Source organism: Nocardia terrae, assembly GCF_009760405.1.
Classification (GTDB): domain Bacteria; phylum Actinomycetota; class Actinomycetes; order Mycobacteriales; family Mycobacteriaceae; genus Nocardia; species Nocardia terrae.
Window position 1 is genome coordinate 271,204 of sequence record NZ_WRPP01000007.1, and the last position, 12,880, is coordinate 284,083.

The 12,880-nt window shown below is 68.2% G+C and carries 15 protein-coding genes; 9 read left to right on the forward strand and 6 right to left on the reverse strand.

Annotation, left to right across the window (positions count from 1 at the left end; genetic code table 11):
• Positions 1–52: 52 nt before the first annotated feature.
• Positions 53–916, reverse strand: a complete 864-nt coding sequence (locus GPX89_RS32105; protein WP_157391447.1) for an oxygenase MpaB family protein — start codon at positions 914–916, stop codon at positions 53–55.
• 146 nt (positions 917–1,062) lie between these two features.
• Between GPX89_RS32105 and GPX89_RS32110 the strand changes: the two genes are divergently transcribed.
• On the forward strand, positions 1,063–1,695 hold the full coding sequence (locus GPX89_RS32110) for a TetR/AcrR family transcriptional regulator (RefSeq protein WP_157391448.1): 633 nt from the start codon (positions 1,063–1,065) through the stop codon (positions 1,693–1,695).
• Between the two features lie 13 nt (positions 1,696–1,708).
• Here the strand turns inward: GPX89_RS32110 and GPX89_RS32115 are convergent, their stop codons facing one another.
• Positions 1,709–2,563, reverse strand: coding sequence for an oxygenase MpaB family protein (locus GPX89_RS32115; protein ID WP_157391449.1), 855 nt, complete (start codon positions 2,561–2,563; stop codon positions 1,709–1,711).
• A gap of 136 nt (positions 2,564–2,699) precedes the next feature.
• Here GPX89_RS32115 and GPX89_RS32120 point away from each other — a divergent pair, with 136 nt between their 5' ends.
• The 3 genes from GPX89_RS32120 (at position 2,700) to GPX89_RS32130 (ending at position 4,924) form a co-directional block, all read left to right on the forward strand.
• Complete coding sequence (locus GPX89_RS32120) at positions 2,700–4,109, forward strand: acyl-CoA synthetase (RefSeq protein WP_157391634.1); 1,410 nt, start codon at positions 2,700–2,702, stop codon at positions 4,107–4,109.
• A gap of 34 nt (positions 4,110–4,143) precedes the next feature.
• Positions 4,144–4,512 carry a PPOX class F420-dependent oxidoreductase gene (locus GPX89_RS32125; RefSeq protein WP_157391450.1) on the forward strand — a complete coding sequence of 123 codons (369 nt, stop codon included), beginning with the start codon at positions 4,144–4,146 and terminating at the stop codon, positions 4,510–4,512.
• Positions 4,513–4,615: 103 nt separating this feature from the next.
• Complete coding sequence (locus tag GPX89_RS32130) at positions 4,616–4,924, forward strand: hypothetical protein (protein ID WP_157391451.1); 309 nt, start codon at positions 4,616–4,618, stop codon at positions 4,922–4,924.
• Positions 4,925–4,985: 61 nt separating this feature from the next.
• Here the strand turns inward: GPX89_RS32130 and dapD are convergent, their stop codons facing one another.
• Positions 4,986–5,942 (reverse strand): 2,3,4,5-tetrahydropyridine-2,6-dicarboxylate N-succinyltransferase, encoded by a 957-nt coding sequence (gene dapD, locus GPX89_RS32135; RefSeq protein WP_328602527.1) that lies wholly within the window; start codon positions 5,940–5,942, stop codon positions 4,986–4,988.
• Positions 5,943–5,961: 19 nt separating this feature from the next.
• Entirely contained in the window at positions 5,962–6,609 is a 648-nt protein-coding gene (locus GPX89_RS32140) for an O-methyltransferase (protein WP_328602528.1), read from the reverse strand.
• A gap of 234 nt (positions 6,610–6,843) precedes the next feature.
• Here GPX89_RS32140 and sigE point away from each other — a divergent pair, with 234 nt between their 5' ends.
• From sigE to GPX89_RS32165, 5 genes are all read left to right on the forward strand, one after another.
• Positions 6,844–7,548 carry an RNA polymerase sigma factor SigE gene (gene sigE / locus GPX89_RS32145; RefSeq protein ID WP_235948573.1) on the forward strand — a complete coding sequence of 235 codons (705 nt, stop codon included), beginning with the start codon at positions 6,844–6,846 and terminating at the stop codon, positions 7,546–7,548.
• A 68-nt stretch (positions 7,549–7,616) separates the two neighbouring features.
• A complete protein-coding gene (locus GPX89_RS32150) occupies positions 7,617–7,955 on the forward strand; it encodes a hypothetical protein (protein ID WP_157391452.1) in 339 nt (112 codons plus the stop codon).
• Positions 7,956–7,965: 10 nt separating this feature from the next.
• Positions 7,966–9,537, forward strand: a complete 1,572-nt coding sequence (locus GPX89_RS32155; RefSeq protein WP_407939506.1) for a S1C family serine protease — start codon at positions 7,966–7,968, stop codon at positions 9,535–9,537.
• Between the two features lie 70 nt (positions 9,538–9,607).
• On the forward strand, positions 9,608–10,045 hold the full coding sequence (tatB, locus tag GPX89_RS32160; protein ID WP_328602529.1) for a Sec-independent protein translocase protein TatB: 438 nt from the start codon (positions 9,608–9,610) through the stop codon (positions 10,043–10,045).
• Between the two features lie 81 nt (positions 10,046–10,126).
• On the forward strand, positions 10,127–10,963 hold the full coding sequence (locus tag GPX89_RS32165; RefSeq protein WP_157391453.1) for a hypothetical protein: 837 nt from the start codon (positions 10,127–10,129) through the stop codon (positions 10,961–10,963).
• Positions 10,964–11,078: 115 nt separating this feature from the next.
• Here GPX89_RS32165 and GPX89_RS32170 read toward each other — a convergent pair whose 3' ends face one another.
• Positions 11,079–12,002, reverse strand: a complete 924-nt coding sequence (locus GPX89_RS32170) for a glucosyl-3-phosphoglycerate synthase (RefSeq protein WP_157391454.1) — start codon at positions 12,000–12,002, stop codon at positions 11,079–11,081.
• Entirely contained in the window at positions 11,999–12,871 is an 873-nt protein-coding gene (gene folP, locus GPX89_RS32175) for a dihydropteroate synthase (RefSeq protein WP_157391455.1), read from the reverse strand. The genes GPX89_RS32170 and folP overlap by 4 nt, the downstream gene beginning before the upstream one ends.
• Positions 12,872–12,880 lie beyond the last annotated feature (9 nt).

Below are 12,880 nucleotides of genomic sequence, written 5' to 3' on the forward strand. Positions count from 1 at the left end.
CCCGCCGCTCAAGGGTTTCAGGGGTGTGACCCCTGAAGGTTCGAGAGTTCGGTCAGACCAGCGGGCGGCCGAGGCGGCGGCGCAGGCGCATGTCGGCGAGGTAGAAATTGAAGGGGAACAGGCGGATCGGGGTGGGCATGCGGGTCCACACGGCGGAGATGAGGCGCAGGAAGCCGCCGAAGACGCGCTCGTCGCGGGCGGTCCAGGACATGCCCATCTGGGCGCGCAGATGCGGCGGCAGCAGCGCCGTCACGATGAAGCGGTGCAGGCCGCCGAGGGTGACCTGCAGCGGCCAGGGCAGCATCTTCAGATCGGTGAGGGCGTTGAAGTAGGTGCGGGTGGCCTCGTCGATGGTCTTGGTGGCGAGGTTCTCTTCCCAGTAGACGTAGAACTCGTCGCGGGTCGCGGGCCACATCTCCGCGCGCATCTGCAGGGTGGTGCCCAGGCGCGCGCAGTGGCGGTAGAAGGCCTCGGCCACCGCGGGATCCATCGGCCCGCGCATGCGGTGGAGGATGTCGTCGAAGCCCCAGTAGATGCAGGCCGCCACCCACAGCTGGAGTTTCGGGTCGAAGGCGTTGTACTTGACCGGGCTGCCGGGCTTGGTGTGAATGGTGCGGTGCGAGCCGTTGACGGCCTCGCGGTAGTCGCGGCGGTCGTCCTCGTCGCCGATCATGGCGACGGCCAGATAGGTGAGGGTGGTGCGCAGCCGCTTGATGGGGCGCACCATGATCGAGCCGCTGTGCACGTCGGATTCCATCACGCCGTAGGCGACCGGGGTCAGCGACAGCTGCATGATCACGTTGGCCGCACCGCCGAGGAACGCCCCGATTCCGTCGATATACTCGCGAACTTGCTCGGTGGTCATCGGCTCGGGGCCGACTGGCTCGTACTCGAACTTGCGAAGCGGTGCGGTCATCGTTGACTCGGCTCCTCGTCGTCACTCCTCGCCGATGAGGAGAGTGTGAGAAAGATTTACGATCACCTTCTCATCGTGGCATGCGGCTGTCAATGTGCGAAGATTAGTGCCTCAGTCTCTCGATCTCACCGGAAAGGGCTCGGACCATGGCCAAACTGGCCAAACTGCTGCCGCTCGTCCGCGGATCCGGCCCTGAGGACCGTAATCAGGCCAAGGTTCTCGACGCCGCGCTCATGGCCTTCCTGGACTTCGGCATCAAACGCACCAGCATGGTCGAGGTCGCCCGGCGCGGCGGGCTCTCGCTGGCCACCCTCTACCGGCGCTTCGCCGGCAAGAACGATCTCATCCAGGCCGTCGGGCTGCGGCAGGCTCGCCAGCTCGTCGACGAGATCGATGCCGCCGTGCAGGGGCCCATCGAAGCCGATGCCAGCGCCGAGGACCAGATCATCGCGCTGTTCATCGCCTTCATCGAGGGACTGCGCGGAAACCAGCTGCTGGGACGGCTGCTCAAGACCGAACCGGAGATCGTGCTGCCTTACCTGACCGTGCAGGGCGCGCCGGTCATCGAGCTCGGCCGTGACTATCTCGCCGAGTTCATCGCCCGGTTGCAGGCCGAAGGCAAAGTGCCGCAGTACGACCCGCTACCGCTGGCCGAGATGATCGCCCGCGCCGCGCTGTCCCTGGCGCTGACTCCGCAGACGGTCATCCCGCTCGACGATCCGGTCGCACTGCGGCAGTTCGCCCGCGATCACGTCGTCCCCGGCTTCCGAATCCACTGAGCGGCAGGGCTTCTCACACCAACCGCAGGCCGAGCCTGCGGCGCAGCCGCATGTCCATCAGATAGACATTGAGCGGGAAGGCGCGCACCGGCGCGGGCACCACGCTCTCCGCCGCGCCGACCACCCGCAGCATGCGGGCGAGCAGCCGGTCCTGACGTGGCGTCCAGGTCATGCCCATCTCGTCCCGAAGGTGCTGCGGCAGCAGGCCGGTCACGAAGAAGCGATGCAGGGGGCCGAAGGTCAGCTGCAGCGGCCGGGGCAGCATCCTCAGGTCGATGAGATCCTCGAAGTACGCCTTGATCTTCGGATCGATGCGGGTGCGGGCGAGGTTCTCCTCCCAATAGCGGTCGAAGGCAACGCGATCCGTCGGCCACATGTCCGGGCGCACTTGCAGGGTGGTGCCCATGCGGGCGGCATGCCGGTAGAAGGCGTCGGCGTCGTACTCGTCCATCGGGCCGTGCATGCGCTCGTAGAGGTCGCGTGCGCCCCAGTAGAGGCAGGCCGCCACCCACAGCTGGAGTTTGGGGTCGAAGGCGTTGTACTTCACCGTGCTTCCCGCGCGTGAGCGGACGTACTTGTGCACGGAATCGACGGCTTCGCGGTAGGCGGCGCGGTCCTCCTCGGTGCCGAGCAGCGCGACGGCCAGATAGGTGAGGGTGGTGCGCAGCCGCTTGATCGGATGGATCATGACGTTCCCGGACTCCACCGGGCTCTCCACCACGCCGTAGCCGACCGGACGGTTGGATAGTTGCATGATCACATTGGCCGCCGCGCCGAAGAATCCGGCCGCGCCGTCGAGGTACTGCCGGATATCGATCTCGGGTTCGGGAGCGCCGATGTCGAACGGATCGTGAAGCGGCCTGGTCATCGTCGACCACATCCTCTGAGTGAGAAGGTTATACAGAAACTTTCTTACCCACTCGGGTCGCCTGTCAACCGACTTGGCGGGTTCGCACCCGATTCGTTGTCCCGGGGCCTCGGGTAGCGTGACGCGCGTGTCGCCGCTGTTGCTGAGCTCGCTGAACCCGGCCGCCATTGCCGCCGGAGACGATATCCCGAATGCCGTCACCATCGACGGGGAGACGCTGTCGCGCAGCGATCTGCTCGGCGCGGCCACCTCCGTCGCCGAACGCGTCGCGCAGGCCCGGCGGGTGGCGGTGCTGGCCGAACCGACCGTCACCACCGTGCTCGCGGTGGTCGGCTGCCTCCTCGCCGGGGTGACCGTGGTCCCGGTCCCGCCGGACGCCGGCAGCGCGGAACTGGCTCACATCCTGAAGGATTCGGGCGCGCAGGCCTGGCTGGGCCAGGCCGCGGAGGGCTCCGAGCTGCCGGTGATCCCGGTGCGCAAGCATGCGCGGTCCTGGCATCGGTACGCCGAACCATCCGGCAAGTCAACGGCTTTCGTTCTCTACACCTCCGGGACCACCGGTGCGCCGAAGGGCGTGATGCTCAGCCGCGACGCCATCGCCGCGGGCCTGGACGCCCTGGCGCAGGCGTGGCAGTGGACCCACAAAGACGTTCTGGTGCACGGTCTTCCGCTGTTCCACGTGCACGGCCTGATCCTCGGTGTGCTCGGTCCGCTGCGGGTCGGCAGCCCGCTCGTGCACACCGGCAAGCCGACCCCGAAGGCGTACGCCGCGGCTCACGGCACCATGTACTTCGGCGTGCCGACCGTCTGGTCGCGGGTCGTCGAAGAGCCCTCGGCCGCAAGGGAACTGGCGAAGGCGCGGATCCTGATCTCCGGCAGCGCGCCGCTGCCCGTGCCGGCCTTCGAGCGGCTGGCCGAGCTCACCGGGCACGCCCCGATCGAGCGCTACGGCATGAGCGAAACCATGATCACCCTTTCCACCCGGCCCGACGGCGAGCGCCGCCCCGGCTGGGTCGGGCTGCCGGTCGCCGGCGTCGAGACCAGGCTGCGCGACGAGTCCGGCGCGCCGGTGCCGCACGACGGGGAAAGTGTCGGCGGCCTGCAGGTTCGCGGCCCCATGCTGTTCGACGGCTATCTGGGCAAGCCGGAGGTCACCGCCGAGAACTTCACCGCCGACGGCTGGTTCAAGACCGGTGACGTGGCCGTCATCGACGCCGAGGGCTTCCACCGCATCGTGGGCCGGGAATCGGTGGACCTGATCAAGTCCGGTGGCTACCGCATCGGCGCGGGCGAGATCGAGACCTCGCTGCTCGGGCATCCGGCGGTGGCCGAGACCGCGGTGATCGGCGTGCCCGACGAGGACCTCGGCCAGCGCATCGTCGCCTACGTCGTGCTCCGGGCGGGTGCGGGGGAGTCGGTCACCGAATCGCTCATCGCCCATGTGGCGGGCGAACTCTCGGCGCACAAGCGCCCGCGCGAGGTGCGCGTGGTCGAATCCCTGCCCCGCAACGCCATGGGCAAGGTCCAGAAGAAACTGCTGGCTTGACCTCGAGTGCGGTCGAGGTCCTAGCGTGGTGGTCATGACCGCATCTCTGTCGCCCGCCCAGATCGAGTACCTGAACAGCCAGCGACTGGGGCGGCTGGCCACCATCCGCCCCGACGGCTCGCCCCAGAACAACCCCGTCGGGTTCCGCTTCAACGCGGCGCTGGGCACCATCGACATCGGTGGCCGCGATCTGGGCGCGAGCCAGAAGTTCCGCAACCTCGTCAAGGAGGAACGGGTCTCCTTCGTGGTGGACGACATCAAATCCGTCCAGCCATGGGAGGTGCGCATGCTCGAAATCCGGGGCACCGCACAGGCATTGCGTGACGTCGAACCCTTCTACCCCGGCCTGTCCCCGGAGCTCATCCGAATCACCCCCGAGCGGATCATCGCCTTCGGCATCTGACACCGGAGTTCCGGTGCCGGAGGTTTCGGGGTCTCGTGGTGGGTCCAGCGAACCTCTAGTTTCTTGGAGACGAAAGTTCAGTGCTTCCAAGGAGATTCGCTCGATGCCTACCGCTCTGCGTAACACCGTGGCGGCTGCCGCCGTCTTCGCCGGTCTGCTCGCGCCCGCCGCCGTGGCGAGCGCCGACGCGCTGCCCCTCACCCCGATGGGGCAGAACGCCGATCCGGTCGCGGCGCCCAACACCACCGGCACCGGGTCGGTGAACACCGGGGCGTTCGGGTCCTTCGACCCGTCGGCGGCCGGTTCGTCGAATCTGATCAAGGCGTTCCAGACCGGGTCGGGCCAGTGCAACACGCCGACGTTCCCGGTCTACGACGGATCCGCCAATCCGTTGTGCTCGCTGTACCACTGAGCCCGAAGTGGCGAAAACCCCTGCGGCGCAAGGCCGACAGGGGTTTTCGTGGTTTCGGGGTTCAGTCGTTCGCGTGCAGCGCCGCGTTGAGCTCGACGCCGGTGCCCTTGCGGGCCTTGACCTCGACCGCGCCGGTCACCGAGTTGCGGATGAACAGCAGGTTGGACTGCCCCGACAGCTCGCCGGCCTTGACGACCGTGCCGTCCGGCCCGGTCACCTTGGTGCCCGCGGTCACGTACAGGCCCGCCTCGACCACGCAGTCATCGCCCAGCGAGATGCCCAGGCCCGAGTTCGCGCCCAGCAGGCAGCGCTCGCCCAGTGAGATGACCTGCTTGCCGCCGCCGGACAGGGTGCCCATGATGGACGCGCCGCCGCCGACGTCGGAGCCGTCACCGACCACCACGCCGGCCGAAATACGGCCTTCCACCATGGAATTGCCGAGCGTGCCGGCATTGAAGTTGACGAAGCCCTCGTGCATGACCGTGGTGCCCGGGGCCAGGTGCGCGCCCAGGCGCACGCGGTCGGCGTCGGCGATGCGCACGCCCGACGGCAGCACATAGTCGACCATGCGCGGGAACTTGTCCACGCCGTAGACGGTGACCGGGCCGCGGGCACGCAGCTTCATGCGGGTGAGTTCGAACTCCTCGCCCGAGCACGGGCCATGGTTGGTCCACACCACATTGGCGAGCAGACCGAACTGCCCGTCCAGGCTCAGACCGTGCGGGCGGACCAGGCGGTGCGAGAGCAACTGCAGGCGCAGCCAGACGTCGTGGGTGTCGACCGGCGCGGCGGACAGGTCGGCGATGGTGGTGCGGACCACGACCACCTCGACCCGGCGGGCCTCGTCGACGCCGACGGAATCGGCGAACTTGGCGTACTCGACGTCGGAGGGATCCAGCCGCTTGGAGCCGGTATCGCTGAATTCACCCAGTTCCGGGTAGGGATACCAGGTGTCGAGCACCGTCCCGTTCGCGGTGATGGTGGCGAGGCCGACTGCTGAAGCTCCCTGAGTACTCACGTGCCCTTACGTTACCGACTCAGCCGCGGGCCGCGCACAGCAGCCCGTCGCCGACCGGGATCAACACGCTGGTGAGGTCGGGGTCCTCGGCGATGGCCCGGGTCGCGGCCCGCACCGCCATGGTCTGCGGATCACGCTGCGCCGGATCGGGGACCCGCCCGCCGAGCAGCGCGTTGTGCAACAGGATCGCCCCGCCCTCGCGTAGCAGGCGCACGGCCTGCATCACGTACTGCGGATGCTCGAGCGGCGCGGCATCGATGAACACCAGGTCGTAGGCCCCATCGGCCAAGCGCGGCAACACATCCAGGGCCCGTCCGTTGATGAGCCGGGTCCGCGCCGGCGCGATCTCGGCCGACCGGAACGCCTCCCGGGCCGCGCGCTGATGCTCGGGCTCGGAGTCGATGGTGGTCAGCGTGCCGTCCTCGCGCATGCCGTCCAGCAGCCACAGCCCGCTCACCCCGGCCCCGGTGCCGACCTCGACCACGGCCCGCGCCCCGAGCAATTGGGCGTACATGCTGAGCAGCGCGCCGACCGCGGGCGCGACCGGGGCCGCGCCGAGTTCGAGGGCGCGTTCGCGCGCGCCGACGAGGATGTCGTCCTCGGCGACGGATTCCTCCACGTAGGCGAGGTTGCGCTGCAGGTTCGGTGCCGCGGGAGTCTGGCTCACGAAGTAGAGGCTAACGGCGATACACCGGTAAGGCGTGGCGTCGACCGGCCGGTGTGGCGATTTTTCTCAGGTGTCCCTCAGCCTCCGCATACGGATGCCTCATCACGACCGACGAGAGTAAGCCTCACGCCAGGCCAGCGACCGCGAGCCGGGGATCGGGAACAGCCGAATCAACCGATTGGTTGTCACCGATAACGACGCTCTCGGTCCCGAGTAGGAGGTAATCCCATCCACATGGTCGACGCGGCGCGTGAACACGCCAACACTCTGCACCCGCAGATCAAGTCGCTGGACAGCACTGTGACTCCACAGAGCACCCCGCTGGACGGTGACTTCACCCCGACTTCCGCCGAGGAGGAGGCCCTGACCGGGACCGCCGCCTTCGACGCCACCGGTGACCGCTCGGTCATGCCGACCTGGGACGAACTGGTCCGCGAGCACGCCGACCGCGTGTACCGGCTGGCCTACCGCCTCACCGGTGATCCGCAGGACGCCGAGGATCTGACCCAGGAAACCTTCATCCGGGTCTTCCGCTCCCTGCAGAACTACCAGCCCGGCACCTTCGAGGGCTGGCTGCACCGCATCACCACCAACCTGTTCCTGGACATGGTCCGCCGGCGCAACCGCATCCGCATGGAGGCGCTGCCGGAGGACTACGACCGCGTCCCGTCCGAGGGCCCCGGCCCCGAGCAGGCCTATCACGACGCCAATCTGGATCCGGACCTGCAGTCCGCGCTGGATTCGCTGGCCCCGGAGTTCCGTGCCGCGGTCGTGCTCTGTGACATCGAAGGTCTGTCGTACGAGGAGATCGGCGCGACGCTGGGCGTCAAACTGGGCACCGTGCGCAGCCGCATCCATCGTGGACGCCAGGCACTGCGTGAACACCTCGAGCATAATGGTGTGGAGCGGCGTTTCGCCGCCACCGAAAAGGTCGGGTGACCCGCGAGCTCTGTGCTCGCGGGCCGTGCGCCCGAACAGCTCGATTCGTCCGGAAGGGTGTGCAGCGTATGAGTGGCGAGGACCGACAGCACCGTCGTCCCCCGCGTTTCGCCCCCACCGAGCATTTGGCCAGTGAGGCCATCGCCGCCTACGTGGACGGCGAATTGCGGATGAACGCATATCTGCGTGCCGCCCACCACATTTCCGTGTGCCGCGAGTGCGCGGCCGAAGTCGACGCCCAGCAGCAGGCACGAATCGCGCTGCGGCAGTCCTCGGATCAGATCTCCGCACCGCTGAGTCTGCACGACACCCTGAGCCGGATTCCGCGTTCGCTCATTCAGGAATGCGCGAGCAACCATCAGGATTCGTTCGACAGCAGGCGGTGGACCTCGTGGTGGCGCAAGTAGAGTCCATAGCGTGACCACCGAATCGAAGAACACGGGCCCGGCCGAAGATGGCGGGCCCGCGGCGAATTCACCGTTGTCAGGGGAATCCGATTCGGCGGCCGATCGGGGGAACCTGAGGCCGTCGGACGCACCGGTGCTGGGGCCGCGCCCGGTCCTGCGCCCGCATGTCGACAATCACACCGCACGCGCCTTCCGTCGCCCGAACGGGCAGCGCGGATCGTTCGCCGCGCGACCGGCCGGATCCGTGGCCGCGGCGGTGCAGGGGGAGTCCGAGATTCAGAATCGCCCGCCGGACGCGGTGCTGGCGGAGGCGTTCGGCCGTCCGGAGGGTTCGGCCGAACTGCTGCAGCGGGATCCGGAGGCCGGCGCCGAGTCGGCTGCCCCGGCCGCGCCCGCCGATCCGTGGCGGGACCCGAATTCGGCCGCACGCCTCGGTACTCCGGCCGTGGCCCAGGCCCGGCCGCAGCCGCTCGTCACCGGACCCAAGCTCGGTGCGCGCGAGGTGCTCTTCGGCGGCCGGGTGTCCTGGAAGGCGCTGACCCTGCTGGCGGTCATCGCGGCGGTCATCGGCCTGATCGGCGGGTTCGTCGGGGCGTTCACCGGCTCGTCGGCCTCCGCGCTGACCTCGCGCAAGGTGGCGCTGCAGTCGGCGCCCTCGGGCGGCCAGCCGCACAACCAGCTCACCAAGGTGGTCAACGCCGTCATGCCCGCGGTGGTCACCGTGCGCGCGTGGCTGGGCGACACCGGGTCCACGGGTTCGGGCGTGGTGATCGACGGGGCGGGCTACATCGTCACCAACAATCACGTGATCTCCCTTGCCGCCAACGACAAGTCTGGCAAGGCCAAGCTGGACGTGGTCTTCTCCGACGGTCAGCGGGTGCCGACCCAGATCGTGGGCCGCGACACCAAATCGGACCTGGCGGTGCTCAAGGTCGATGTGAAGAACCTGGCGGTGATCCAGCTCGGCAACTCCGGCGATGTGCAGGTCGGTGACGACGTGGTGGCGCTGGGTTCGCCGCTGGGCCTGGAGAAGACGGTCACCTCCGGCATCGTGTCCGCGCTGCACCGGCCGGTGAAGGTGGGCGGCGAGGGCACCGACACCGACGCCACCCTCGATGCCGTGCAGACCGACGCCGCCATCAACCACGGCAACTCCGGTGGCGCGCTGGTGGATATGCAGGGCCGGCTGATCGGCATCAACTCGGCCATCAAGTCCGAGAGCGGCGGTTCGGTGGGTCTGGGCTTCGCGATTCCGGTGGATCAGGTCAAGCGCATCTCGCAGGCGCTGATCCGCGACGGGTCGGTGCATCATCCGCGGCTGGGCGTGAGCGCCAAGACCAAGATCGTCGCCAATGACGTGATGAGCGGTGCGGCGGTGGCCGATGTGCAGGCCGGGAGCCCGGCGGCCAAGGCGGGCATCGTCGAGGGCGATGTCATCGTGAAGGTCGGCGATCGGGATGTGTCGGGGCCGGAGGAGTTGACGGTCGCGGTGCAGTCGCACGAGATCGGGCAGACGGTGACCGTGCGCCTGATTCGCGACGGGCGTGAGGTGGATGTACCCGTCACGCTGGAATCCGACTAATCGGTAAACAGTGATTCAACGCAGGTGCGGCGGCGAAAACGCCGGAATCGGACGAAGGTAACCTGGATCCGTGTTCAGCAATATCGGCTGGGGCGAGATGTTGATTCTGCTCGTCGCCGCACTTGTCATTCTCGGCCCGGAGCGACTGCCCGGCGCCGTTCGCTGGACTGCTCACGCGTTGAAGCAGGCGCGCGATTACGCCACTGGCGCAACTCAGCAATTGCGCAATGAGCTGGGGCCGGAATTCGACGAGATCCGGAAACCGTTGGAGCAGTTGAACGAACTGCGCAGTATGAATCCTCGGTCGATGGTCACGAAACATCTGCTCGACGGGGACGACTCGATCCTGAACAGCTTCAATGACCTGACCAATTTCGACAAGCCGGTCAGCTCCGCGAACAGCGGAAACGGTTCCGTCAACACCGGATCCGGCCCGATTTCGATGCCGAAGGAACAAAAACCGCTGGAGCGCAACGAGCGTCCGCCGGTGGACCCCGACGCCACTTAGCAACGGTCCGGGCGCGACCCGAGATCAAATCTGTCGAGCGGACTTGACGCATGATGCTGTCCAGCTATCTAGACTGCGCACATGTCGGCCGACGAGGTGGCCCGGGTATTCGCGATCGAGGACAAGGTCGAACGCCTGAAAGCCGCCACCGAAGGCGTGGCCGCTGCGCAGCAGCAGATCAATGAGCTGACTCGCATCCGCCGCGCCGTCATCCGTGAACTACATGCCGAGGGCTGGACGTTCGCGAGAATCGGTGCGGCCGCGGGACTTTCCCGCGCCCGCATTCACCAGGTGAGCACACAGGGACCGGTACCGGAGGGTTTGTTCTTCGGTCATGGCCCGCTCACCATCCTCACCCCGGATGTCCGCAGCACGACCCGTTCGATCGCCCTGGTGGGCGCACCGGACCCGGCCGCGCCGCACCGGCTGGTCGAGCTGCTGCGTGAACTGGGCTTCACCGCCAATGTCCAGCGGTTCCTACCCGGCCGCCCGCTGGACCTCGACCGCGACGGGCTGATCGTGCTCGGCGGGCCCGAATTGTCGCCCAGCCTGCGCTATTTGGTGGCCGCGGACCCGCGCCTGCGTCGCACCGTGGCCCGTGCGGGCCGGGTGCGCCGCGGCATCGAGGACCGTGCCGCCCGCCGCGTCTACCGGCCGGGCGGCACCGAGCCCTACGACATCGCCTACCTGGCCCGCCTGCCCCGCCCCGACGGCAAGGGCAGCGTCCTGGTCATCGACGGCCTGCACCCGCCCGCCTCGCTGGGCGCGATCCGGTTGCTGGCAACGAGACTGGCGACCCTGCACGAGCGCGCGGGCACCCACCCGTTCTCGGCCGTCGTGGGCGTCCGCTACGACCGGTCCACGGGCGAACCGATCGAGGCGGACCTGCTCACGCCCATTTACCGCCACGATCGCTAGCCCTCGTCGTCCCGGCATGTTCTTGGCCGGGATCCACACCACCGCAGTGGATTCCGGCCAAAGCACGCCGGAATGACGAGTGGGCCTCGCGAGGAGGCCCGGCCGCGGTGAGCGGTCAGGCCGCCGCTTCCTCCGGGCGCAGGGTGTTCATGGGCGGGCGGTCCGCGAGCGAGACCTCGGTGGCGTGCGCGATGAATTCGCCTGCGACCATCGGGAATTGGGTCAGGGCCGCGCCGGAGTCCTGAATGCCGCTGCGGCCCAGGACGGTGCCCAGGATCTGGCGGCTCATGACGCCGAGGTCGGCCAGCGGGCGGTTGCGGTGCTGGCGGACGCCGAGGTTGACCTGGCCGATGCTGGGCAGGCCCAGCATGTCGTAAGTGTCGAGCAGCAGACCGATTTCGACGCCGTAGCCGGGGGCGAAGGGCACCGCGGTGAGCAGCTCCCGGGTGCCCGCGTACTCGCCGCCCAAGGGCTGCAGCACATTCGAGAGTTCCGGGCGCAGGGCGGCCAGCAGCGGGCGGGCCACCAGCTCGGTGACGCGGCCGCCGCCGTGGTGCTCGACGGCCTCGCCGGTGCGCAGCGGGCGGCGGTAGTAGGCCTTGACCAGATGCATGCCGTCCACGGTGAGCAGCGGGCCCAGCAGCTTGGGCACGAAGCTCGGGTCCGGGTCGATGAGGTCGGAGTCCACGAAGGCGATGATGTCGCCGGTGGTGACGGCCAGCGAGCGCCACAGGCACTCGCCCTTGCCCGGGACGGGGTCGAGTTCGGGGACGGCTTGCTCGCGGCTCACCACGCGCGCTCCGGCGGCCTGTGCGCGGGCGGCGGTGGCGTCGGTGGACCCGGAGTCCAGGACCACGAGTTCGTCCACCAGCGTGCCGAGCAGGGGCCGGATGCTGGCCACCACCGCGGCCACCGTGTCCTGTTCGTTCAGCGCCGGCAGTACCACCGAAACCGTGCGGTCACCCTTGGCCGCGATCAGTTCGTCGATGGTCCACTCGGGGCGGTCGAAGGTGTTGGTTGTCACCCAGTCTGTTTTCATGCGAGACCTCGCAAAGTACGGGCTGGCGGGCGGAGACCCTGGATGGCGGCGATCATGTCCACCACCCGGCGCGTGTGAGCCACCTCGTGCACTCGGAAGACGCGGGCACCCGCGGCGGCCGACCATGCAGTCGCTGCCAATGTGCCCTCCAATCGTTCGGTCAGCTCGACACCAAGGGTCTCTCCGATGAAATCCTTATTACTCAGCGCCATCAAGACGGGCCATCCGCTTTTCACAAGAACGTCTATCGCACGCAACAATTCGAGCCCGTGATAGGTGTTTTTGCCGAAATCATGGGTCGGGTCGATCAAAATCGAGTCCTTGGCCACCCCTGCCGCCGCAGCATTTTCGGCGGCGGCCACCACCGTCTCTGTGACCTGTGCCACCACATCGGCGTACCGGACCCGGTGCGGACGGGTGCGCGGAATCGCACCCCCGGTGTGGGAGCACACGATTCCTACGCCCAATTCGGCGGCCACGCCGACTAGCTCCGGATCTGCTCCCGCCCAGGTGTCGTTGATCAGATCCGCGCCCTCGGCGACCGCGGCCCGGGCCACGTCGGCCCGCCAGGTGTCCACGCTGATGAGCAGGTCCGGATGGCGCTCGCGGATGGCCGCGACGAACGGGACCACTCGCCGGGACTCCTCGGCGGCGTCCACCTCCGAACCCGGCCCCGCCTTCACCCCGCCGATATCGACCAGATCCGCGCCCTCGGCGACCGCCCGGTCCACGGCGTTCATGGCGGCTTCGTCGCTGAACGTCGCGCCCTTGTCATAGAAGGAGTCCGGCGTCCGGTTCACGATCGCCATGACGAGCGCCCGATCCGTCGCCACCGGCTTTCCGCACAATGTCGGCAACGGCGCACACATGCCCTCGAC

What these genes read in the sequence shown, in the direction of transcription:
- GPX89_RS32105 (WP_157391447.1), bottom strand. Translation starts at nt 916, where the DNA reads ATGACCGCACCGCTTCGCAAGTTCGAGTACGAGCCAGTCGGCCCCGAG.
- GPX89_RS32110 (WP_157391448.1), top strand. Translation starts at nt 1,063, where the DNA reads ATGGCCAAACTGGCCAAACTGCTGCCGCTCGTCCGCGGATCCGGCCCT.
- GPX89_RS32115 (WP_157391449.1), bottom strand. Translation starts at nt 2,563, where the DNA reads ATGACCAGGCCGCTTCACGATCCGTTCGACATCGGCGCTCCCGAACCC.
- GPX89_RS32125 (WP_157391450.1), top strand. Translation starts at nt 4,144, where the DNA reads ATGACCGCATCTCTGTCGCCCGCCCAGATCGAGTACCTGAACAGCCAG.
- GPX89_RS32130 (WP_157391451.1), top strand. Translation starts at nt 4,616, where the DNA reads ATGCCTACCGCTCTGCGTAACACCGTGGCGGCTGCCGCCGTCTTCGCC.
- sigE (WP_235948573.1), top strand. Translation starts at nt 6,844, where the DNA reads ATGGTCGACGCGGCGCGTGAACACGCCAACACTCTGCACCCGCAGATC.
- GPX89_RS32150 (WP_157391452.1), top strand. Translation starts at nt 7,617, where the DNA reads ATGAGTGGCGAGGACCGACAGCACCGTCGTCCCCCGCGTTTCGCCCCC.
- GPX89_RS32165 (WP_157391453.1), top strand. Translation starts at nt 10,127, where the DNA reads ATGTCGGCCGACGAGGTGGCCCGGGTATTCGCGATCGAGGACAAGGTC.
- GPX89_RS32170 (WP_157391454.1), bottom strand. Translation starts at nt 12,002, where the DNA reads ATGAAAACAGACTGGGTGACAACCAACACCTTCGACCGCCCCGAGTGG.
- folP (WP_157391455.1), bottom strand. Translation starts at nt 12,871, where the DNA reads ATGTGTGCGCCGTTGCCGACATTGTGCGGAAAGCCGGTGGCGACGGAT.